This window comes from Cellvibrio sp. 25HG11W-0 (genome assembly GCF_057815475.1).
In genome coordinates, this window is the sequence record NZ_CM174230.1 from 307,811 (window position 1) to 328,459 (window position 20,649).

Sequence of the window (20,649 nt, forward strand, 5' to 3'; positions counted from 1 at the left end):
TGGCTGCCACCAAAGGTAGGGCTTGTGATGGGCGCTACCTTTGGGGTGTGTTGAATTGAGGTTTAGGGGGCTGGATAAAGCTTAAGAAAGTCGCTGTAAAGCCCGTTGGTATCAAAAACAGCTATTTCCACGGTGCTTTCATTGTTTAAGTCAAGTGTGTAGCTGAGTGTGTTATTGCCGTCAATGACCAGATAGATTGAATTACTTGCATTGTCTTTTTTGTAGCGCAATTCATAACCGCCAATTTCATTTAGCTCTAGATAGCTACCGTTTTCGCGAAATTGTGGGTGTGACCAGGCCAGCGTAATGGATTGTGTGGGGATGCTGCTGGCTGCGCTCTTGCTGGAGGCACTGGTGGCGCTTTTGCTGGAGGTACTGGCTGCGCTTTTATTAGAGGTACTGGCTGCGCTTTGTGCTGAACTCTTACTAGAGCTTTGGCTTGGAAGGCTTGTGCCTGGGATTTGGAGTGTTCTGATGCGAAATGGCTCCGATTGAGTCAGTCTATTGCCGTCGCTGTCCATGCCGTAAAGGATGTACTCGTACTCGGTATAGCTATTTAGCTTTGTGTCGGTAAAAAAGCGGGAGGCAGATGCTAAAACGTCAATTCGCTTGTTGTCGCGATAGATTTCGTAAGTGGACGCGCCTTGTGTGCCAGCATTGTTGTCCCACGTCAGGGTTATGCTGTTAGTTTGAATTCTGTAGAGAAGTAGTGTGATGTTGGATGCTGTGCTGGGGGCGCTGGTATTTGCTTGCGAGGTGGTGGTGCCTGGTCTGCTTGGTGGCGGTGCAATGGATGAGTAGGTTGCACTGGCTGCAGGTGTGAAAATAATAATGCTGGACGAACTGGAGCTGGTTGCTGTTGGTGTAGAGCTAGGGCTGACGCTGCTTTTTGCAGATGGCGCGATTGGGGTGCTGGATTTTATGGAGCTGCTACTTGCTGCTGTGCTCTTGCTGGTGCTGAGGGCGCTGCTCTGCTCTGCGCCTTGGCTGCTAGTTTCTGCCGTCGAGTTGTTTTGTTTTCCATCAATAGTTGCTGCGTTACTTGTGGGCGGTGTTACGCCTACGAGGTTTCCTCCCCCGTCGCCAGCACCGCCGCAGGCGGTTAGGCCTAAGAAGAGCGATGTGAGTAAGGTGGTAGCGAGAAGTTGGCGCAGAGTTGAAAAATGCATTTATCAGATTACCTTGTGAGTTCGGAGGTTACCGCTTTCCGAGATCCCTGAGCGCCTGTTATTACATCCTGTGTAATTGTTCTAGCAGTCTCTGGAGTGAGTATTGTGAAGTTGGGCTCTTATTTTTTTGTTTCGAGATGTCTTAGTCGCTCGGTGTGATAAATGTGTTGGGGGGATGCTTGGTTTTATATTTCATTTTGTTATAGCCGCCTGTTTATTGTTATTGTTGATCTGCTACAAAAAATTATTGTTCGTCGTTATCGGGTGTGTCCTGGGTGCCAAGGCTGGGCATATCAAACTTCTTGATCAGATCATAAAGTGTTGGCCGAGTTACGCCAAGTAGTTTTGCTGCGGCGGAGATATTATTGTCGGTCATGCTTAGTGCACGTAAAATTGCGTTGCGCTCTGCTTCTTGGCGCACATGGCGCAAGTTGAGCGATAGCTCTCCCGCTTCTGCTAAGCCTAGGTCTTCACGGCTGACATGTTTGTGGTCGGTCATTATGACGGCGCGCTTAATTTTATTTTCCATCTCGCGAATATTGCCCGGCCAAGAGTAACTTTCAATGGCAGCTACGGCATCGGGGGTAAAACCAGTCACTTGCTGGCCATACTCTTTAGCGAACTTGAGCTTAAAATGTCGTGCCAGTAATACTTTATCGCCTTGGCGGTTGCGCAGGGGCGGGATGTTTACGGTCATTTCGCAGATGCGATAAAACAGATCTTCGCGGAAGCTTCCTGTTTTGACCATTTCTTCAAGATTTTTGTTGGTGGCGCAGATGACGCGGACATCAACCGCAATTTCATTGCGACCGCCGACACGTTCAATAACTCGTTCTTGTAAAAAACGCAAAAGCTTTGCTTGTAAATTGAGCGGCATGTCACCAATTTCGTCGAGAAAGAGGGTGCCTTCGTGTGCGGTTTCCACTTTGCCGAGCGTGAGCTTGTTGGCGCCGGTGAAAGCGCCGCGTTCGTAGCCAAAGAGCTCACTTTCAATGAGGTTTTCGGGGACTGCCGCGCAGTTGATGGCGATAAAGCGATTGGCTTTGCGTGGGCTGAGTTGATGAATGGCGCGCGCCATAACTTCTTTGCCGGTACCGCTTTCACCAAGTAGTGTGCAGGTGACAGTGGTGGGCGATATTTTTTCCAACTGACGGCAAATTTTGAGCATTTGCGGGTCGTTCGTGAGCAGACCTTCGAGTGGTTGTTGTTGGCTTAGGTTGAGGCGACGATTGTATTCTTCTAAATCAAAAATATGGAAGGCGCGCTGTACGATTAGGTCGAGGGTATTAGGGTCTACGGGTTTTTGATAGAAGTCGTAGGCGCCCATATCGACTGCGCGCAGGGCATTGTCGCGATCGGTCTTGCCAGTCATGACAATTATTTTACTGTTGGGCGATATGCGCGTGATATCGCGAATGCATTTAAAGCCTTCGTCGACGCCATCTTCATCGGGCGGTAGACCGAGGTCTTGAATGATAACGGCGGCTTCATGCAGGCGTAGCGCGGCTATGGCGTCTTGACGGTTGTCTGCAAAAACGGTTTCGTACTGATCGAAATGCCAGCGCAATTGGCTTTGTAGGCCTTTGTCATCTTCCACAATTAAGAGTGTTGGCTTGGTGTGGCTTGCTTTGCTCATGAGCTCTGGTTAATCCTTATTCAGTGGCAGGCTAATGGTGATGGTGGTGCCTTCACCTAAGGCGCTAATCACATTCAGTGAACCGCCTAACTCGCTAATGTATTCGCGTGAAAGGTAGACGCCTATGCCCATACCTTTCCCAGATTTGGTGGTTTCAAAGGGCTTGAATAAGCGCTTGTGAACAAAATCCCAATCCATTCCGGAGCCAGTATCTTCAATGGTTATCACGGCCATATCCGCTTCGATGCGAAGTGTAACATGAACTTTGCCGTCTTCTGGCGTGGCTTCTTGGGCGTTTTTAATGAAATTGGTGATAGTCATCACGAGCCGGACTTGATCGGCATTAATGCGCCTATTGCAGTCTTCGATGCTGGTGGTGAGTTTTGGCCTCTGGCGTTGACATTCATTGACTGCTTGATAGACAACTTCGGTGATCGATAGGCGTTTGACCAGATCTGATTCATCGCGGCGAAGTTTCTTGAGCAGATTGTTCATGCGGTCTACAGAATTACTGATGGTCTTAATCGCATCCTCAAAAAAGGCTGGATTGTCTTTGTGCTTTTCGGCGTTGCGCACGACTAGCGCTTGTTGTGCAATGAGATTGTTAAGGTCGTGAATAATAAACGCGACCAATTTGTTGTAGGTGTCGAATTGTTTGCCTTCAGCCAATTGCTCGGCCTGTTGATGGCGTTTGAGATAGCTGGCGACTTGGCGCCCCATGGTTTTAAGCAGATCGAGGTCTTCCCAGGTTAGACTTTCATCTTCTACGGGTTTGGTGAGCGCCATAAAGCCCACCAGCTCTTCGCCGACAATAAGTGGAAATAATAACCAAAGGTCGGGAATGTTAGCGGCCCATTTCGGGAGTAGTTCATTGTGCTGGCTGAGTGCTTCATTTTTGCCACTGTTGGGAATAAAGACCCACTCAGATTCCAAAAAGGCGCGACAAAACGGGCTGTCAGCGGGTTCTTCTTGAAGGTCGACAAAGCTGGGTAAGTTGGCGCGATAGACGGGTTCATAGAAACCTTGCTTGCGCAGCCAAATGGCGCCGCTGGGTGCGCGAGTAATGGCGGCTACTGCAAAAAAGGCGCGGTGATCGACTTCACCTGCACCGGCAGGCTGGGCGAGATAATTAATTAGCCTAAGCCATTCGTTGCGGTAGTCGTATTTGTAGCGGAATAAATGTTTGTTAATCAGCACCGACAATTTCATGCGGATGCGACTGGAAATAAACACTGTTGCTATTAATAGAACAGCCGCGGCCAGCAGTAAGCTGTAAAACACTGTGCCCCAGTTGCCACCGTAAAGGCGCACGTAGTAGCCACCGAGTGAGAGGACGGTGATAAGCACACCTACGGCGACGAGTGAGGTGGTGTAAAAGGCGATAGGGCGTGAAAGGTTGAAATTGGCAGGGCGATCATTCTGCTGCACCAACAACATGCCGCCGAGCGCCATAAATAAACAGGTGGCGATGGAAACGGCCGCACGGGACTGCCACAGTAGCGGGTCGAGCCCTTTGAATATCAGGGCATGGGTGAAGAGATAGATGTCGTACAAAAACATTGCCGCGAGGTTCATGCACAGCAATTTGATTTGGCGATCATTGTCTGCCGCATAGCGATAGAGCTGCTCGACGCTCACTAGGCTTATGACCGCAAGGCCCAATGCGAACCATATAGATAAGCCCGCTTGATTGAGTTCGGGGATAAATAGCATGGCGATTGCTAACGCGGTTATTGGCCAGCCGCCGCCAAATAGTAACTGTAGGCTGGTAGGGAGCTGGCTGCGTTTGGCACTATATTTGAGGGTGAGCCCTATACAAAATACCCAAGCATTGAAGTGTAAGTATTCAAAAATAATGAGCCAGTGCAGTGGTAAACCACCTTTTGAATAGGAGAGGGCGATCACCCCTAGGTGTGCGGTATGAAACACAGCGGCACCGGCAAACAGCCAGGTTTTTTGGCCTTTGAAAAACAAATAGCAGTAGGTGAGGGCAAGTAGCCCCGCGATAATAGCGGCGCTGAGATAGGCCGAGAAGGTGACGCTGGTATATTCCATATGGCGATGAGTCCCTTAGCGGGTATAAAACATGGCGTTAAGCATAACAGTAGCCAGCTGTAGATAAAAACGTGAATTCAACTCTGGCGATATTGTTTGCACTTAGATGCAGAGCCACTTCGCCAGCGGCATTTTTTGCCGCTATAATGCCCGCCTCAGTGCCGGATCTCCACTCTGTACTGCGGCAGCCGCTAGCCCTGAATGAGTCTTTAGCGGCTTTCTTAAATGATGAGGAACATACCGTGAGCCAAATGAAAAACGTATTCGGAATATTGCTGGCCTTGGGTTTAGCCATGGCATCCACCATGGCAATGAGCGAGGAAGCGAGCACTAATGACGACATTAAAGCGCGTCTAGCACCTGTAGGTACTAGCTGTATGCAGGGTGATGACTGTGCAGCGGCTCCCGCGCCAGCAGCAGCGGCTGAGCCAAAAACCGGCAAGTTTGTATATGACGGCTACTGCACCGCTTGTCACAGTGCCGGCATGATGGGTGCACCTAAATTCGGTACCGCTGAGTGGGCACCGCGTATCGCAAAAGGCGTAGATACCCTTTATACCCATGCAATTGGCGGGTTTAACGCTATGCCGGCTAAAGGCATGTGTGCGGGCTGTACTGATGATGAGATTAAAGGTGCAGTTGATTACATGGTAGAAAACAGCAAGTAGTCCATTTAACCGCCAAGCAGTTCGTTGAACGTATTGCTTGGCTGTTTTAACGGCTGGCTATTCCTGACTTTCAAAATTTTCTTAATCAAATAGATTTAACAGATTCGACAGGGTTTCTTCGCCCTTTGCCAAGTTCTTTTCTGGACTGGTTTCTCCACCAAATCCCTCCCATTCCACATCGTCTACCGGCAGCTCATCTAAAAAGCGGCTGGGGGTGGTTTCACTGATATCGCCATACTGTTTGCGCTTTCCCGCTAGTGTCATGGTGAGCGTGCGCTGTGCGCGGGTGATACCTACATAGGTTAGGCGTCTTTCTTCTTCTATATTGTTATCTTCAATCGAGTTGCGATGGGGCAGTAGCTCCTCTTCCATACCGACCATAAATACATGGGGGAACTCCAAGCCTTTGGAGGCGTGCAGGGTCATAAGCTGTACTTGATCGCTAATATCCTCTTCTTCTTGGCGCTCCATAAGGTCGCGTAGTACTAGCTTGGCAATAGCATCTTCAATGCGTGTCTCTTCTTCGGTGTCACTGTCGATATTTTTATCAATGGTTTTCTGGAGCGAGGCGACTAGATAAAAAACGTTCTCTAAGCGCTTCTCAGCCGCTTTGTTGCTGGCGGAATTTTGGTGCAGCCAGCCTTCGTAATCTATGTCGTTGAGCATTTCGCGAATGGCTTCGACCGGATTGTCGCCGCTCGCGTTGCGTTTGACTTGTTCGAGCCAGTGGCCGAAGCGCTGCAGGCGCTCAAGGTTTTTTTCAGGGATGCGCGTTTGCAGGCCAATTTCATGCAGTGCGGCAAAGAGGCTGATATGGCGCTCGCTGGCGTAACCGCCTAGCGCTTCAAGTGTGCTGGTGCCAATTTGGCGACGCGGTGTGTTGATAATGCGCAAAAATGCATTGTCGTCATCGGGGTTTACGATGAGTCTTAAGTAGGCCATCAAATCTTTAATTTCAGTTTTGGCAAAAAAGGATGAGCCGCCACTAATTTTGTAGGGGATTTGATGGTGCTGTAATTTCAATTCCAGCAAGCGCGCTTGGTGATTGCCACGGTAGAGCACCGCAAAGTCGCGGAATTCATAGCGCTTTTGCATCCGCTGAGTGAGGATTTCGGTGGCGACGCGCTCGGCCTCGGCCTCTTCATTGGCGCAGCGAATGACGCGAATATGTTCGCCCAGGCCCATTTCACTCCAGAGTGCCTTGTCAAATTCGTGAGGGTTGTTGGCGATTAAGTGGTTGGCAACCCGCAAAATGCGGCTGGTGGAACGATAGTTTTGCTCTAGTTTGATCACTCGAAGTGACGGGTAATCCTGCTTTAGCAGGGCCATGTTTTCGGGGCGCGCCCCGCGCCAGGCGTAGATGGATTGATCGTCGTCGCCCACTACGGTTAAGCCACCGCGCTTGCCAACTAAGAGCTGTACCAAGAGATATTGACTGGAGTTGGTGTCCTGATACTCATCCACCAACAGATAGCGAATTTTTTTCTGCCAGCGCTCTAACACCTCTGGGTACTGTTGAAATAACTCTACGGGTATTAGGATTAAGTCGTCGAAATCGACGGCGTTATAGGCGCGCAGCGCTTGGTTGTAGCGCTGATAAATAATGGCAATAGTCTGTTCGGCAGGGCTTTGGGCAAAACTCAGGGCGCGGTCGGGGGCGACGAGATCATTTTTCCAGTTCGATATTTGATATTGCACCTTGTCGAGGTGGTCGCTATCCAGCTCACCCTCTTTGAGCATGAGCTCTTTAAGCAGGGAGCGAGCATCTTCTGCATCAAAAATTGAAAAACCGGGCTTAAAGCCCAGCGTTTTATGCTCGCGCCGGATAATATTGAGGCCGAGATTGTGAAAGGTAGAAACTGTGAGGCCTCGTGCTGCAGTGCCTTTGATCAAATGGCCGACACGCTCCTTCATTTCGCGCGCGGCTTTGTTGGTGAAGGTGAGAGCGGCTATGTGGCGTGCTGGCATCTCGCAGCGCTCAATCAAATAGGCGATTTTGCGGGTGATTACACTGGTCTTGCCGCTGCCTGCGCCCGCCAGTACCAGACAGGGGCCGTCGATATAGAGCACGGCTTCTTGTTGGCGCGGATTGAGTTTACTCACGGCGGTATTTCTCGCTGGTATGGGGGGCGCATTCTAACAAGCTCAAATTTGCTTGCAATGATTCTATTTGCCCCTATAACCAGATGGTGAGTCCTTCAAACTTGTAGGGGCTATTTGTTATATCCCATAGAGTGTTGTTTGAGGAAGGGGGCTGCTACCATGAATCAAGGCAGAGTGTTCAATGTGCGCACAAATGGATAGAGGGTAATGGACGAAAAGATAAAAATTCTTTTTATTGATCGAGAACAGGGTGAGTATCTATTGGTGGCAGAGATACTGTCGCATATTCGCCATGTTCAATACGAGTTGGTGTGGTGTAATCAGTTGGATACCGCGCTCAATAAAATTCTATCGCACGAATATGATGTGGCGTTACTCGATTACTATTGGGGCGAGCAAACTGCGCGCGATTTACTCAATGCGGCGCGGGTGCAAGCTTGCGCCACGCCTATAGTGGTGATGACCGATGAAATGGAAATCGAAGTCGATAAACAGGCGATTCGTGCCGGTGCGGCTGATTATTTAATTAAAGGTCAAATTGACCACCTGCTGTTAGAGCGCGCCTTGCGCTACGCCATAGAGCGTAAACAAACAGAGCAGCATCTGTCGCGCTTAGCGCACTATGATCCGTTGACCGATATTCCCAACCGTATTTTATTTCGCGATCGCTTGGAACATGCTGTTCACTTAGCGGAGCGCGACAATATTCACTTCGCACTCATGTTTATCGACCTCAACGGCTTTAAGCAAATTAACGATAATTTTGGCCACGATGCGGGCGATATTATTATTCGTATTTGTGCCGAGCGTTTGAGCAGCTGTCTGCGTCGCAGTGATTCGGTGGCGCGTATGGGCGGCGATGAATTCACCCTGTTATTGCCACAAATAGAAAGTAATACGGATGTTGCCCATATTGCGCAAAAAGTCATTGAGGCCATAGCTCAGCCTGCAGATATTAATGGCCACGAAGTTGTAGTGGGCTGCAGTGTCGGTATTGCGATTTACCCTGAAGGTGGGCGCGATGCAGATACCTTGCTTAAGCATGCTGATATGGCTATGTATAAAGCCAAAGAGGATGATGGCAGCAGTTACCGTTTTTTTACCGATCTCATGAATAAAGATGTGCGTCGTCAGCTGCGCTTGGAGGCAGATCTGCGCATGGCTTTGCGTCGCCAGCAATTTGAAGTGCACTATATGCCGCGCATTGATGTGACCAACAATAAGGTTATTGGATTTGAAGCGCTTTTGCGTTGGAACAAACCTGGAGTAGGCTTAATCAATGCGGCGGATTTTATTGTTACGGCTGAAGAGACCGGTATTATTACCGCTATTGGCTATTGGGTTATTCGACAGGCTTGCCGCGATTTAAAATTATTGCAGAGTATTTGGAATAGTAATCTGGTGATGGCGATCAACTTATCAGTGCGGCAGTTTAAAGATGAGAATCTCGTACAGGAGGTCGCCAATATTTTTTCTGACAGTGATATACAGCCGGGGGATATAGAGTTTGAATTAACGGAAACGGCGTTTGCTGACAATATTGAACTGGTGTCTCTGTGTATGCGCCCTTTATCATTTTTCGGCATAGATTTTTTGTTGGATAATTTCGGTTCGGGCAGTTCTTCATTTTTACATTTGCAGCGTTTACCTATTAGTACCGTCAAGATTGATTTAGGTTTTATGCAGGAATTAAATCGCAGTCACACCGATAAGCGCTTGGTGTCAGCCATGATCATGCTGGCGCAAAATCTCGGTAAGTTGGTGGTGGCAGAAGGTGTGCAAACGCTTGAACAAAAACAATGGCTACAGAGTTTGGGATGCGATCAAATGCAAGGTTTCTTTTTCGCAGCCCCCCAATCTCTAGAGAGTACTATCGAGTGGCTCCAAGCAGCAGCGGAGGAACAGTATCAAGTACTAAATTGATTCTTCTGCGACCCATTAAAACCAATCCGACCTGCGTCACTTGTAAAGTGGTTCGCAGGTTATTTTAAACAGAGTGTGACTCTCGCGCTTTGTGTAAATAATTCTATTGCAGCGGCCGATCTAAATTTCTATAGGATATGGCTTCGCTAATATCCGCGGTGCTCAGTGTTTCTCTCTCTTCCATATCCGCCAAGGTGCGCGCTAATTTTAATACGCGGTGATAAGCGCGAGTGGATAGGCCGAGCTTGGTGATTGCTTGTTCGAGCAATGCTTTATTCGCGGCGCTGAGCTCACAATACAATTCTAATTCGGGTGCGCTGAGCTGATGATTAGCCTTACCCTGCCGCGCGATTTGGCGCGCGCGCGTTTGTTCAACCCGCGCGCGAATGGTCGCGCTGGATTCGGCACTCTGTTTGGCTTGCAGCTCACCTTGAAACAGCTTGTTGACCGGTACATGCATGTCGATACGGTCGAGTAGTGGTCCCGATATGCGATCGCGATAGCGCTTAATTTGATCGGGTGTACAGCGGCAGCGGCCGTTTTCATCGCCATTGTAGCCGCAGGGACAGGGGTTCATAGCGGCGACCAACTGAAAACGTGCGGGAAAGCAGGCTTGAGCCTTGGCGCGGGAAATTCGCACTTCGCCGCTTTCCAGTGGTTCGCGCAATACTTCTAATACTTGTCGCGAAAACTCTGGCAATTCATCTAAAAATAACACGCCCGCATGGGCGAGTGAAATTTCACCGGGGCGCGGATTGCTGCCGCCGCCGACCAAGGCTATTGCTGACGCTGTGTGATGGGGCGCGCGGAAGGGGCGCTGGTGCCAGTTGAAGTCGCTGCTGTGCGCGGCGATGGAATAAACTGCGGCGACATCGAGCATTTCGCGCTCGTTAAGTAGCGGTAAAATACTAGGCAACCGGCTGGCAAGCATAGTTTTCCCCGTACCTGGAGGCCCATAAAACAGCAGATTATGGCCACCTGCTGCTGCAATTTCGAGCGCGCGCTTGGCGCGGGTTTGGCCTTTTACATCGGCCATGTCCAGCAGTGAGTGAATGGGGTGTGCGGGTGGTTTGGATTCGGCTTGAATCAGGCTTTCACGGTTATGTAGATGAGCGCAAACCTGCAGAAGATTGGCCGCACCAAATACGCGCGTCACACTACTCAGGGCCGCTTCTTCACTATTACTTATGCTAATAATCAAGTCACGTTGTGCATCACCGCAGGCGAGCGCAGCTGGCAAAGCCGCACTAATTGAGCGCAATTCTCCCGAAAGTGCGAGCTCCCCTAAGAATTCGCATTGGCTCAAACCTTCTTTAGGGATTTGCCCTGATGCCGCCAGAATACCCAGCGCAATAGGAAGATCGAAACGTCCACCTTCTTTGGGAAGATCCGCAGGGGCGAGATTAACGGTGATGCGGCGAGTGGGGAATTCGAGGTGACTATTGAGAATCGCGCTGCGCACACGATCCTTGCTTTCTTTAACGGCGGCTTCTGGCAGGCCAACAATAGCGAGACTGGGTAAACCATTGGAAAGATGGACCTCAACGGTCACCAGTGGAGCATTAATTCCCAGCTTGGCGCGTGAGTACACAATCGCGAGTGACATGGCTCTTCCTTGCAAGTCAATTTCAATAAAATCAATCAGTTTGAGCGACTATAACGACTTAACAGAGCCCTGCCAACTGATGCTAAATATAAGTTTATATGCGTTCTATTGTATTTGTTTGGCTGCTTGGTTTTCGTAATCGGCAAGTTGCTGCTCTAGCGCTTCCAGTTTTTGTCGTGTGCGCTGTAGCACTGCAGCTTGGGCATCGAACTCGGCGCGCGTCACCAAGTTTAGTCTGGCGAGCGCAGCTTGTAATGCCACATCTAATTCGCGTTTAGGCCAAGCCTGAGCGCTGCCGTGTTCCTGTCCAAATTCTTGCTGTAGTTGCTGTAAAAAATCTTTAATCATTGCGATGTCGCTCCTGAGGTGACGGCGAAGGTTTTTGAGTTTACGCCCATAGTGGTCGTTACGCATCTGCTGCCTGAGAGGTCGGATAGTAGGAATGGGTATTTATGTGCCAATGCGCACAATCTGTGCGCGCTTGATAATTGCATGCTCTATTATGGTGCCTTGATGGCTTGTGGTCTATTGTGAATATTATGATTGCTGACTATTAGTTGTCTTATCTAATTGATTTTTATAGTTTTTTATAAATTGGCCTGCTCTGTGCAAAATCTATCTCGTGAATTAAGTGTCAGTCGAGATTATCGCTCTAATTCAGTTTGTCTTGATGTAACGACATACGTATTGCAGTTCTTAGGCTCGTTCAGACGGTATTTCCGGTATTTCCCGCAACTTAGGTTGCGGGGATTTTTTTAGGAGAGCAAGCATGAAATTGGTAACAGCGATCATCAAGCCGTTCAAACTGGATGTAGTGCGTGAAGCGCTTTCCGACATGGGTGTGCACGGTATGACCGTAACGGAAGTTAAGGGTTTTGGTCGTCAGAAAGGCCACTCCGAACTCTACCGAGGGGCAGAGTACGTAGTGGATTTTTTGCCAAAAACCAAGGTTGAGATTGCCGTATCAGATGCTGAGGCCGACGCTGTAGTGGAAGCTATCAGCAAGGCTGCTAACAGCAGCAAAATTGGTGACGGTAAGATCTTTTTGTCCAGTTTGGAGCAGGTGGTGCGCATTCGCACCGGCGAAACCGGCGATCAAGCATTGTAATTTTCTTAATAATCAAGCGGGGAAACACCAATGGAAGAGAATATTTATCATCTTCAGTACGCCTTGGACACATTCTACTTTTTAGTATGTGGTGCCTTGGTAATGTGGATGGCAGCAGGTTTTGCCATGTTGGAAGCGGGCTTGGTCCGCGCTAAAAACACCACAGAAATCTTAACTAAAAACGTAGCCTTGTACGCCAGCTCCTGTGTGATGTACATGATTTGCGGTTACGCCATTATGTACGGCGGCGATGTGTTTTTGTCAGGGATTGGCTTGGACGACGCGGCAAGCTCGGACGTAATGGTTGCTAGTGTTTTGGGTGAGTTTGCTGCTCGTGAAGATGGATTCACTGGTGCATCAGTTTATTCAAATGCCTCTGACTTCTTCTTCCAAGTGGTTTTCGTGGCGACCGCCATGTCGATCGTCTCGGGTGCTGTTGCTGAGCGCATGAAGTTGTGGGCGTTCTTGTTGTTCTCGCTGTTTATGACCGGCTTGATTTACCCTATGGAAGGTTCATGGACTTGGGGTTCAGAAGGCGTATTTGGTTTGAACTTGGATGACCAATTCGGCTTTAAAGATTTTGCTGGCTCGGGCATTGTCCACTTGGCGGGTGCGTCTGCTGCTTTGGCAGGTGTATTGCTGTTGGGTGCACGTAAGGGTAAATATGGCCCTAATGGCGAAATTCACGCAATTACCGGTGCTAACTTGCCTATGGCGACACTCGGTACTTTCATTCTGTGGATGGGCTGGTTCGGCTTTAACGGCGGTTCAGTGTTGAAGTTGGGCGATATCGCCAATGCTAACTCGGTAGCTATGGTGTTCTTGAATACTAACGCTGCGGCTGCAGGCGGTTTGATCGGTGCATTGTTAGTAGCGCGTCTCTTGTTCGGTAAAGCTGATTTGACCATGGCATTGAACGGCGCTTTGGCTGGTTTGGTTGCAATCACTGCAAGCCCTGACACTCCAACAGCTCTGGGTGCAACAATCATCGGCGCAGTTGCGGGTGTGCTAGTGGTCTTCTCGATTCTTGGTCTTGATAAGCTGCGTATCGATGACCCGGTCGGTGCCATCTCAGTACACGGCGCTGCAGGCTTGTTTGGTTTGATGGTAGTGCCTTTCACTGCTGAAGGTACCACTTTCTTTGGTCAATTAGTGGGCGCTGCTACCATCTTTGCTTGGGTGTTTGGTGCGAGCTTGCTGGTTTGGTTTGTGATCAAATTGGTAATGGGTATTCGTGTCTCTGAAGAAGAAGAGTTCGAAGGTGTGGACATTGCCGAGTGCGGTATGGAAGCCTACCCAGAGTTTACCCATAAATAAGTGTCATTATGGTTAATTAACCACAGTCTGAGCATTTTGCGCAGGCTGTGGCTGGCAAAACCCCCTATCTACTATAAAGTTGTTGTTGATGTGCAAAGCTTAGGTGTATCTTTAACGCCAAGTTGTTGGAACGAACCCTAAATTTTTTAGTTTGAGATTCCTACACCAGCATTCACAAGACTCCAGCAAAGGAATTAATAATGAAACTGATTACAGCTGTCGTAAAACCTTTTAAGCTCGATGATGTTCGCACTGCTTTGTCGGATGTGGGCGTACAGGGTATGACCGTAACTGAAGTGAAAGGCTTTGGCCGTCAAAAAGGTCATACTGAGTTATACCGCGGTGCAGAGTATGTGGTCGATTTTCTACCTAAGGTAAAAATTGAATTAGCCGTTGATGATTCAATGGTGGAGCAAGCGGTAGAAGCCATTACCAAAGCAGCGCAAACCGGTAAAATTGGTGACGGTAAAATCTTCATCTCTCCACTTGATGAAATCATCCGTATCCGTACCGGTGAGACTGGCTCAGACGCAGTGTAATATTGCATTAGCAAAAGAGCCCATAAAAAAACGCCACTTTCACGTGGCGTTTTTTTATGGGTGCTGCTTAAGTTGGCGCCGCAATTGGCTGATGTAACGCTTTTGTTGCATATAAAAATAAAGGGGAAGTACGAGCAGCATAACGATAAAAGCGTTCGCCTGTGGACTAATGGAGAGGGCAGGTGCTATGAACTTTATGAGTATCAAGCACACACCAGCGATGAGCACCAAATCTAGCAGCTTGTCGCGCACTTTCATTAAGGGAGATAGGTTTTCGGATAGGCTTTGATCAGCGCGCAGTAAAATAGTTTCGCGCTCGCTCGGCTCTAAATTAGCCAGCTCGGGGAAGTGACGGCTTAAGCGTTTAAAATTCATAGGTGTATGCTTCAAAAAAATTACAGGTTTGTATGAGAAAGTAACAGGGTGTTGCATTCAAAATAATAGAGTGGTTAAACTTCTTACTGGCGTAATCAAGTAATTTGTTCTGGTATTAGGCTTTCATCAAAATGTCTATTTTGAACACTAGACTTGCTAGTAGTTAATAACTAGAATCCGCCACTCAGGGACGCCTAAGAAAAAAACAAACTAAAAAATACGCATTAATATTATGACGTTCTCCGCAGACTGCGCTATATAGTTAAGGCGATAGTTAGGCAAAAAGATTGATTAGACGGATAAATGGCGAGAAGCCGTCTCTATGCTAAGTCGATTTGTAGCCTAGGTGGTTGGATAACGACAACAAACAACACTAAATACTTTACATTGTACAACGTTTTCAGGTGACATTATGACAGACGAAGACCCCATTAACGACGACGAAATAGATGAAACCGACGTGGGCGGGGATGATGATATAGATGATGATGTTGCTGATTCTGATGATGTCATTGATAGCGATGAGGTGGCATTTAAACCCTCTAAGAAAAAAGCGGCTGAATCCGAGGCATTAGAGGATTTTAGTATTGCGTCGCGTCAAAAGGCGCGCGCTGAATTAGAGGACCAAGTGGCGGCTTTCCTAGCGCGCGGCGGGAAAATTAATGAGGTGCAGGCTAATGTGACCTCAGATCCACCTAAAAAGCCAACCCCTGATTATGGTGGTCGCCCTATATAGGTAGCCTCGAGCTGGTCTTATTAGGTTGCAGGCTTGGTAATTACAGGCTTGGTTAAGAAGCGACTATTTGCAAAACGGCCCCAAAGTAGGGCCGTTTTGTTTTTTTAAAGACAAAATCTGTAAAAGCGATACCGCCATTAAGCCGCCTTTGGCTGTACCTTTAACGCTGGATTTTTCTGGCGCCCTCCGCGTAAAATGTGCCATCTTTTGTTCTGGTTTTACATCCCCCCTAAATCCTTGCTGATTTATTGAGAAACCTGCGTTAATGACGGGTTTCTGCTGTGCAAAAGTTACTTGTTCCAACAATAAGGTGTAAGTCACTTACACGACAAAATAGATTAATGGCAGGGGCTTTGCTTTGCATCATAGGTTGGTGCTTGGCGTTATCTGCATTTTTCTTTAACTAACATCAACTTTCGTCGCTTTTAAGCGCGCTACCCGAGGAGCACAGTCCAGGTGAATGAACCGCGCCCCCTGCTAATTCTTAAAAACTTATCCAAGACCTATGGCAGCAATAATGTGCTAGATAGCTTTGATTTAAGTATTTTTGATGGTGAATTTTTTACGCTTTTGGGACCATCTGGCTGCGGTAAAACAACAGTGCTGCGCATGATTGCCGGCCTCGAAGAGGCTGACACGGGCACTATAGAGTTGGTGGGTGAAAATATCGCGCAATTACCCGCTGAAAAACGTCCTGTGAATACTGTGTTTCAAAGCTATGCGTTATTTCCGCATATGTCCGTGTTTGAAAATGTCGCTTTTGGTTTGCGCATGAGTGGTGTGGCGAAAAGCGAAATTCCTGCGCGCGTGACGGAAGCCCTAGAGATGGTGCGCCTTGGCGACTTCGCACAGCGCAAACCCGCGCAGCTCTCTGGTGGTCAGCAACAGCGCGTCGCTATAGCGCGTGCGGTAGTAAATCGTCCCAAGTTGCTACTTTTAGATGAATCCTTATCCGCATTGGATTATAAATTACGCCAGCAGATGCAAATTGAATTGAAGCGTTTGCAGCGCAAGCTGGGCATTACCTTTGTCTATGTGACTCACGACCAAGAAGAGGCGCTGTCCATGTCAGATCGCGTGGTGGTAATGAACAAAGGCAAAGTGCAGCAGTTAGGTACTCCGCGCGAAATCTACGAGCAACCTGCCAATTTATTCGTCGCCAAATTTATCGGTGAAATTAATCAGCTTGATGGTGAAATAGTAGCGGTTGATGGCAGTCATGAATACGAAGTGAAAGTAGAGGGGTTGAAGTGGCGCTTGCATGCAGAGCATAACTTTAAGGTTGGCGACAGAGTGAATGTGCTCTTGCGCCCTGAAGATGTGCGCGTGGAATATTTGGATGACCCTCATCCTGATCAATATTTGGTTGGCTCAATAGTAGAGCGCAATTATAAAGGCAAAACCCTCGACTCACTGATTCGTTTGCCATCCGGCATTGAGGTAATTGCCAGTGAGTTTTTTGATGAAGACGATCCCTCATTCGATTACAGCCTAAATCAAAAGGTTGCGCTTAAGTGGGTTCCCGGCTGGGAAGTGGTTTTGCCTTATGAAGCAGATTAATCAGTTTCGTTTTTGGGCAATAGGCCTTGCAAGTGTCTGGCTGACACTCTTTGTGCTGTTCCCCAATCTGTTGGTGATCATCACCAGCGTGTTAACCCGCGATCCACAGGCGACAGTAAGCTTGCCCGTCAATATTGATAGTTACACGCGCACCCTCGATGTACTTTATTTAAAGGTGCTCTGGGATTCGCTGCGCATGTCACTGTTGGCCATGGTGATATGTTTATTGATAGGCTACCCCTTCGCCATGTGTATTGTCAGCCTCCCTAAGCGTTGGCAGCCAGTCATTCTATTTTTGGTTATCTTGCCGTTTTGGACCAATTCATTGGTGCGGACCTATGCCATTCAATTTATTTTGGGTAATCATGGCATCATCAATAAAGCTTTACTGGGTTTGGGGCTGGTAGAGAAGCCTCTGCAGTTGCTTTATACCCAGTTCGCTGTGATTTTGGGTCTTTGTTATATTCTGCTGCCCTTTATGGTATTGCCACTTTATTCTGCGTTAGAAAAGTTAGATGTGCGTTTGCATCATGCGGCCCAAGATTTGGGTGCAGGGGCTTGGAGTCGCTTTTGGCACATCACAGTACCGCTGACATCGCCGGGTATTGTGGCGGGTTGTTTAATGGTGCTTTTACCCGCTATGGGTATGTTCTATATATCGGACTTGCTCGGTGGGGCGAAAAATCTTTTGCTGGGAAATGTTATCAAAACCCAATTTTTGCACACCCGCGACTGGCCCTTCGGCTCAGCATTTAGTGTGATATTGATTGTGCTCTTAGGCTTTATGTTGTGGCTCTATTTTCGTGCCGCACGCTTTGTGAACAAGCAGGGAGGCATCAATGGCACCGATTTTTAGGTTTAGCTTTCTCGGTTTGATCCTCGCGTTAATTTATTTGCCCATTTTAGTGTTGGTAGTTAACTCCTTTAATGCATCAAAGTACGGCATTAAGTGGGGTGGTTTTACCCTCAAGTGGTATGAAAAGTTTTGGAATAACGATGGCTTAATGAATGCAGCCTTGAATTCCCTAACGGTTTCAGTGGTGGCCGCAACCTTCGCCACCGTAATTGGCACACTTGCTGCTGTAGCACTACACCGTTATCAATTTAAAGGTAAGGCGATATTGTCATCATTGGTCTTTGTGAGCATGTTGACGCCGGAAATTGTCATGGCCATTTCTCTGCTTATTGTCTTTATGGCACTCGGTATTAAGTTGGGTTTTGTGTCTTTGCTAATCGGCCATATCACCTTCTGTTTACCCTTTGTGATAGTGGCGGTTTACTCGCGCTTAAAAGGCTTTGACATGAAAATGCTCGAAGCTGCGCGCGATCTTGGTGCAACGGAAAGCCGTGTGTTTTGGAAAATCATCCTGCCCTTGGCCATGCCAGCGGTAGCGTCAGGCTGGTTATTAAGTTTTACACTGTCGCTAGATGACGTTATTGTAAGCGCGTTTGTCACCGGTCCCGGCTATGAAATATTGCCGCTTAAGGTGTATTCAATGGTGCGAGTGGGTGTGTCGCCTGAGGTAAATGCCATATCGACAATATTGTTGGTGGTATCTTTAATACTTGTAATCATTTCCCAACTGCTCTTACGTGAGGATAAATAAGATGAAAAAATGGTTGGCATTAGCCGCAGCTTTGGTCATAAGTGGATGTTCTGAAGGCAATAAAACAGAAGAGGCAGCTACTCCTGCTGTGAGTGCACCGGTAGTGGCTGAACCGGCTGCCACAGGCCCGCAAAAAGTGGTGATTTACAACTGGACGGAATACATTCCATCCGCTGTTTTGGAAGAGTTCACCAAAGAAACGGGTATAGAAGTTGAATACGCGACATACGAAAGTAACGAGGCTATGTATGCCAAGCTAAAGCTGATGGATGGCAAGGGCTATGACATTGCGGTTCCCTCAACTTTCTATGTTGAAAAAATGCGTAAAGAAGGTTTGATTCAGCCCATCAAAAAAGAATTGCTCAGCAATTATGGCAATCTCGATGCCAATATGATGAATAAAGCCTACGATCCACAGAATAACTTCAGCGTGCCTTATCTTTGGGGCGCCACGTCGATTGCGGTTAATGGCAATGATGTTGATGCCAGCAAAATTACTAAATGGGCTGACCTGTGGAAGCCGGAATACGCGGGCAAGTTAATGATCATGGACGACGTTCGCGACAACTTCTATGTGGGTTTACGCGTCGCGGGTTTCCAAAATAACTCGACCAATGAAGAAGAAATTAAAGCGGCATACGAGAAGTTAAAAGCGCTTTGGCCAAGTATCAAGGTCATCAACTCTGATTCGCCTAAAACCCCGTTGATTCAAGGCAATGTGAGCATCGGCGCGATTTGGAACGGCGAAGCCTACATGGCGCAGCAAGAAATGGACAACCTACAGTTCATCTATCCAGAAGAGGGCGCTGCACTTTGGGTTGATAGTTTCGTGATTCCTAAGGGCGCTGAACACCTTGAGAATGCGCACAAGTTTATCGACTTTATGCTGCGTGCCGAAAGTGCCAAAGCTGCTATTGAAGAGTTAGGTTATGCTGCGCCCAATACTGCCGCTATGCCTTTGTTGGATGAAGCCTTGCGCACCAATAAAACCGTGTTCCCCTCGAAAGAAGATATTGCCAAGGGCAGCTTCCATCAAGATTTGGGCGACACAGTCTTGATCTATGAAAAATACTGGGAGTTGTTGAAAGCCGGTCAATAATTGTCGCGCTGAAACCACGCGAAAAAAACGCCAGCATTTGCTGGCGTTTTTTTTGGGTGCTAATTTACTGTTAAAATTGCCCTAATAATTGATTGGACTTAAGTTGATGGCTTGATATGTCACTGGGCATTCCTGCCCCTAAAGCACAACTGCCAGTGTTATCATGTACGAACGAATAATTCCCAAAGAACTGTGTGATGCTCATGTCGAATAAACCTACAAAAATCCGTATCGCCACCCGCAAAAGCCTCTTGGCGCTCTGGCAGGCTGAATATGTTAAAGCCGAGTTACAAAAATTTCATCCCGAATTGGAGGTTGAGCTTGTGCCGCTCACCAGTCGTGGCGATAAAATTCTCGATGTGCCGCTCGCCAAGGTAGGCGGTAAAGGCTTGTTTGTGAAAGAGCTAGAAACTGCATTGCTGGAAAATGAGGCAGATATTGCGGTTCACTCCATGAAAGATGTGCCTATGGAGTTTCCTGCTGGGTTAGGTTTGACGGTGATTTGTCCGCGCGAAGATGCGCGCGACGCCTTCGTCTCCAATCGTTTTGCATCCTTAGATGACGTGCCTCAAGGTGCGGTAATAGGTACATCAAGTTTGCGTCGTCAGTGCCAATTGCTAGCGCTGCGCCCTGATTTGGACATCAAGTTTTTGCGCGGCAATGTGCAAACGCGCCTGCAAAAGCTTGATAACGGTGAATACGACGCAATTATCCTCGCTGCTGCGGGCCTGATTCGCCTTGAATTAAAAGAGCGTATCCGCAGTTTTATGGCACCTGAGCAGTCATTGCCCGCCGGTGGCCAGGGTGCGGTCGGTATCGAATGTCGCCTCGCAGATACTGCCACTATCGAATTGTTAAAACCGCTGCATCATCAAGCTACCGCCGAGCAAGTTACTGCCGAGCGCGCGATGAATCGTCGCTTACAAGGTGGCTGCCAAGTGCCCATTGCCTGTTATGCGCTGCATAAAGACGGCGGCTTGTGGTTGCGCGGTTTAGTCGGCGCGCCTGATGGTACGCAAATGTTGTTTGATGAAATTAGCGGCAGCCTTGCCGATGCAGAGCAGATGGGTATTGCACTCGCGGACCGCTTACTCGCGGCGGGTGCTGATAAAATTCTCGCGGCTGTTTACGCCGACGCCGAATAAGCC

Annotated in this window: 19 protein-coding genes; 11 read left to right on the forward strand and 8 right to left on the reverse strand. The window is 48.2% G+C overall.

Annotation, left to right across the window (positions count from 1 at the left end):
• Window positions 1–62 precede the first annotated feature (62 nt).
• The 3 genes from AC0KUT_RS01335 to prsK all read right to left on the reverse strand — a co-directional run bounded on the left by AC0KUT_RS01335 (window position 63) and on the right by prsK (window position 4,860).
• On the reverse strand, window positions 63–1,169 hold the full coding sequence (locus AC0KUT_RS01335; protein WP_488832914.1) for a hypothetical protein: 1,107 nt from the start codon (window positions 1,167–1,169) through the stop codon (window positions 63–65).
• Window positions 1,170–1,413: 244 nt separating this feature from the next.
• Window positions 1,414–2,805, reverse strand: a complete 1,392-nt coding sequence (gene prsR / locus AC0KUT_RS01340; protein WP_488832916.1) for a PEP-CTERM-box response regulator transcription factor — start codon at window positions 2,803–2,805, stop codon at window positions 1,414–1,416.
• A 9-nt stretch (window positions 2,806–2,814) separates the two neighbouring features.
• Window positions 2,815–4,860 (reverse strand): XrtA/PEP-CTERM system histidine kinase PrsK, encoded by a 2,046-nt coding sequence (gene prsK / locus AC0KUT_RS01345; RefSeq protein ID WP_488832919.1) that lies wholly within the window; start codon window positions 4,858–4,860, stop codon window positions 2,815–2,817.
• 71 nt (window positions 4,861–4,931) lie between these two features.
• On the opposite strand from prsK, the gene AC0KUT_RS01350 reads away from it, so the two are divergent.
• Window positions 4,932–5,528, forward strand: coding sequence for a c-type cytochrome (locus AC0KUT_RS01350; protein ID WP_488832921.1), 597 nt, complete (start codon window positions 4,932–4,934; stop codon window positions 5,526–5,528).
• Between the two features lie 81 nt (window positions 5,529–5,609).
• Here AC0KUT_RS01350 and rep read toward each other — a convergent pair whose 3' ends face one another.
• Window positions 5,610–7,631, reverse strand: coding sequence for a DNA helicase Rep (gene rep, locus AC0KUT_RS01355; protein ID WP_488832922.1), 2,022 nt, complete (start codon window positions 7,629–7,631; stop codon window positions 5,610–5,612).
• 207 nt (window positions 7,632–7,838) lie between these two features.
• Between rep and AC0KUT_RS01360 the strand changes: the two genes are divergently transcribed.
• Entirely contained in the window at window positions 7,839–9,554 is a 1,716-nt protein-coding gene (locus AC0KUT_RS01360) for a putative bifunctional diguanylate cyclase/phosphodiesterase (protein ID WP_488832923.1), read from the forward strand.
• A gap of 103 nt (window positions 9,555–9,657) precedes the next feature.
• On the opposite strand, the gene AC0KUT_RS01365 is transcribed toward AC0KUT_RS01360, so the two are convergent.
• On the reverse strand, window positions 9,658–11,160 hold the full coding sequence (locus AC0KUT_RS01365) for a YifB family Mg chelatase-like AAA ATPase (RefSeq protein WP_488832924.1): 1,503 nt from the start codon (window positions 11,158–11,160) through the stop codon (window positions 9,658–9,660).
• Between the two features lie 105 nt (window positions 11,161–11,265).
• Window positions 11,266–11,508, reverse strand: a complete 243-nt coding sequence (locus tag AC0KUT_RS01370) for an accessory factor UbiK family protein (protein WP_488832925.1) — start codon at window positions 11,506–11,508, stop codon at window positions 11,266–11,268.
• Window positions 11,509–11,929: 421 nt separating this feature from the next.
• Between AC0KUT_RS01370 and AC0KUT_RS01375 the strand changes: the two genes are divergently transcribed.
• The 3 genes from AC0KUT_RS01375 (at window position 11,930) to AC0KUT_RS01385 (ending at window position 14,124) form a co-directional block, all read left to right on the forward strand.
• Window positions 11,930–12,268, forward strand: a complete 339-nt coding sequence (locus tag AC0KUT_RS01375; protein WP_488832927.1) for a P-II family nitrogen regulator — start codon at window positions 11,930–11,932, stop codon at window positions 12,266–12,268.
• A 30-nt stretch (window positions 12,269–12,298) separates the two neighbouring features.
• On the forward strand, window positions 12,299–13,585 hold the full coding sequence (locus tag AC0KUT_RS01380) for an ammonium transporter (protein WP_488832929.1): 1,287 nt from the start codon (window positions 12,299–12,301) through the stop codon (window positions 13,583–13,585).
• A gap of 200 nt (window positions 13,586–13,785) precedes the next feature.
• On the forward strand, window positions 13,786–14,124 hold the full coding sequence (locus AC0KUT_RS01385; protein ID WP_012488966.1) for a P-II family nitrogen regulator: 339 nt from the start codon (window positions 13,786–13,788) through the stop codon (window positions 14,122–14,124).
• Between the two features lie 54 nt (window positions 14,125–14,178).
• Here the strand turns inward: AC0KUT_RS01385 and AC0KUT_RS01390 are convergent, their stop codons facing one another.
• Window positions 14,179–14,499 (reverse strand): hypothetical protein, encoded by a 321-nt coding sequence (locus AC0KUT_RS01390; RefSeq protein WP_488832931.1) that lies wholly within the window; start codon window positions 14,497–14,499, stop codon window positions 14,179–14,181.
• 412 nt (window positions 14,500–14,911) lie between these two features.
• Between AC0KUT_RS01390 and AC0KUT_RS01395 the strand changes: the two genes are divergently transcribed.
• Entirely contained in the window at window positions 14,912–15,235 is a 324-nt protein-coding gene (locus AC0KUT_RS01395) for a hypothetical protein (protein ID WP_488832934.1), read from the forward strand.
• 63 nt (window positions 15,236–15,298) lie between these two features.
• Here the strand turns inward: AC0KUT_RS01395 and AC0KUT_RS01400 are convergent, their stop codons facing one another.
• On the reverse strand, window positions 15,299–15,556 hold the full coding sequence (locus AC0KUT_RS01400; protein ID WP_488832936.1) for a hypothetical protein: 258 nt from the start codon (window positions 15,554–15,556) through the stop codon (window positions 15,299–15,301).
• Window positions 15,557–15,691: 135 nt separating this feature from the next.
• Here AC0KUT_RS01400 and potA point away from each other — a divergent pair, with 135 nt between their 5' ends.
• The 5 genes from potA (at window position 15,692) to hemC (ending at window position 20,646) form a co-directional block, all read left to right on the forward strand.
• Complete coding sequence (potA, locus tag AC0KUT_RS01405; RefSeq protein ID WP_488832938.1) at window positions 15,692–16,795, forward strand: spermidine/putrescine ABC transporter ATP-binding protein PotA; 1,104 nt, start codon at window positions 15,692–15,694, stop codon at window positions 16,793–16,795.
• Window positions 16,782–17,651 (forward strand): spermidine/putrescine ABC transporter permease PotB, encoded by an 870-nt coding sequence (gene potB, locus AC0KUT_RS01410; protein WP_488832939.1) that lies wholly within the window; start codon window positions 16,782–16,784, stop codon window positions 17,649–17,651. Before potA ends, potB begins: the two co-directional genes overlap by 14 nt.
• The gene (gene potC / locus AC0KUT_RS01415) at window positions 17,635–18,402 is read left to right on the forward strand and encodes a spermidine/putrescine ABC transporter permease PotC (RefSeq protein ID WP_488832944.1); all 768 of its coding nucleotides are present in this window, start codon (window positions 17,635–17,637) and stop codon (window positions 18,400–18,402) included. Before potB ends, potC begins: the two co-directional genes overlap by 17 nt.
• Window position 18,403: 1 nt before the next feature.
• The gene (locus tag AC0KUT_RS01420; RefSeq protein ID WP_488832947.1) at window positions 18,404–19,501 is read left to right on the forward strand and encodes an extracellular solute-binding protein; all 1,098 of its coding nucleotides are present in this window, start codon (window positions 18,404–18,406) and stop codon (window positions 19,499–19,501) included.
• A gap of 203 nt (window positions 19,502–19,704) precedes the next feature.
• Complete coding sequence (gene hemC, locus AC0KUT_RS01425) at window positions 19,705–20,646, forward strand: hydroxymethylbilane synthase (protein ID WP_488832948.1); 942 nt, start codon at window positions 19,705–19,707, stop codon at window positions 20,644–20,646.
• Window positions 20,647–20,649: the final 3 nt, after the last annotated feature.

What these genes read in the sequence shown, in the direction of transcription:
- AC0KUT_RS01370 (WP_488832925.1), bottom strand. Translation starts at nt 11,508, where the DNA reads ATGATTAAAGATTTTTTACAGCAACTACAGCAAGAATTTGGACAGGAA.
- hemC (WP_488832948.1), top strand. Translation starts at nt 19,705, where the DNA reads ATGTCGAATAAACCTACAAAAATCCGTATCGCCACCCGCAAAAGCCTC.
- prsK (WP_488832919.1), bottom strand. Translation starts at nt 4,860, where the DNA reads ATGGAATATACCAGCGTCACCTTCTCGGCCTATCTCAGCGCCGCTATT.
- AC0KUT_RS01390 (WP_488832931.1), bottom strand. Translation starts at nt 14,499, where the DNA reads ATGAATTTTAAACGCTTAAGCCGTCACTTCCCCGAGCTGGCTAATTTA.
- AC0KUT_RS01365 (WP_488832924.1), bottom strand. Translation starts at nt 11,160, where the DNA reads ATGTCACTCGCGATTGTGTACTCACGCGCCAAGCTGGGAATTAATGCT.
- AC0KUT_RS01375 (WP_488832927.1), top strand. Translation starts at nt 11,930, where the DNA reads ATGAAATTGGTAACAGCGATCATCAAGCCGTTCAAACTGGATGTAGTG.
- AC0KUT_RS01360 (WP_488832923.1), top strand. Translation starts at nt 7,839, where the DNA reads ATGGACGAAAAGATAAAAATTCTTTTTATTGATCGAGAACAGGGTGAG.
- AC0KUT_RS01335 (WP_488832914.1), bottom strand. Translation starts at nt 1,169, where the DNA reads ATGCATTTTTCAACTCTGCGCCAACTTCTCGCTACCACCTTACTCACA.
- potB (WP_488832939.1), top strand. Translation starts at nt 16,782, where the DNA reads ATGAAGCAGATTAATCAGTTTCGTTTTTGGGCAATAGGCCTTGCAAGT.
- AC0KUT_RS01385 (WP_012488966.1), top strand. Translation starts at nt 13,786, where the DNA reads ATGAAACTGATTACAGCTGTCGTAAAACCTTTTAAGCTCGATGATGTT.
- AC0KUT_RS01420 (WP_488832947.1), top strand. Translation starts at nt 18,404, where the DNA reads ATGAAAAAATGGTTGGCATTAGCCGCAGCTTTGGTCATAAGTGGATGT.
- prsR (WP_488832916.1), bottom strand. Translation starts at nt 2,805, where the DNA reads ATGAGCAAAGCAAGCCACACCAAGCCAACACTCTTAATTGTGGAAGAT.
- AC0KUT_RS01380 (WP_488832929.1), top strand. Translation starts at nt 12,299, where the DNA reads ATGGAAGAGAATATTTATCATCTTCAGTACGCCTTGGACACATTCTAC.
- AC0KUT_RS01395 (WP_488832934.1), top strand. Translation starts at nt 14,912, where the DNA reads ATGACAGACGAAGACCCCATTAACGACGACGAAATAGATGAAACCGAC.
- potC (WP_488832944.1), top strand. Translation starts at nt 17,635, where the DNA reads ATGGCACCGATTTTTAGGTTTAGCTTTCTCGGTTTGATCCTCGCGTTA.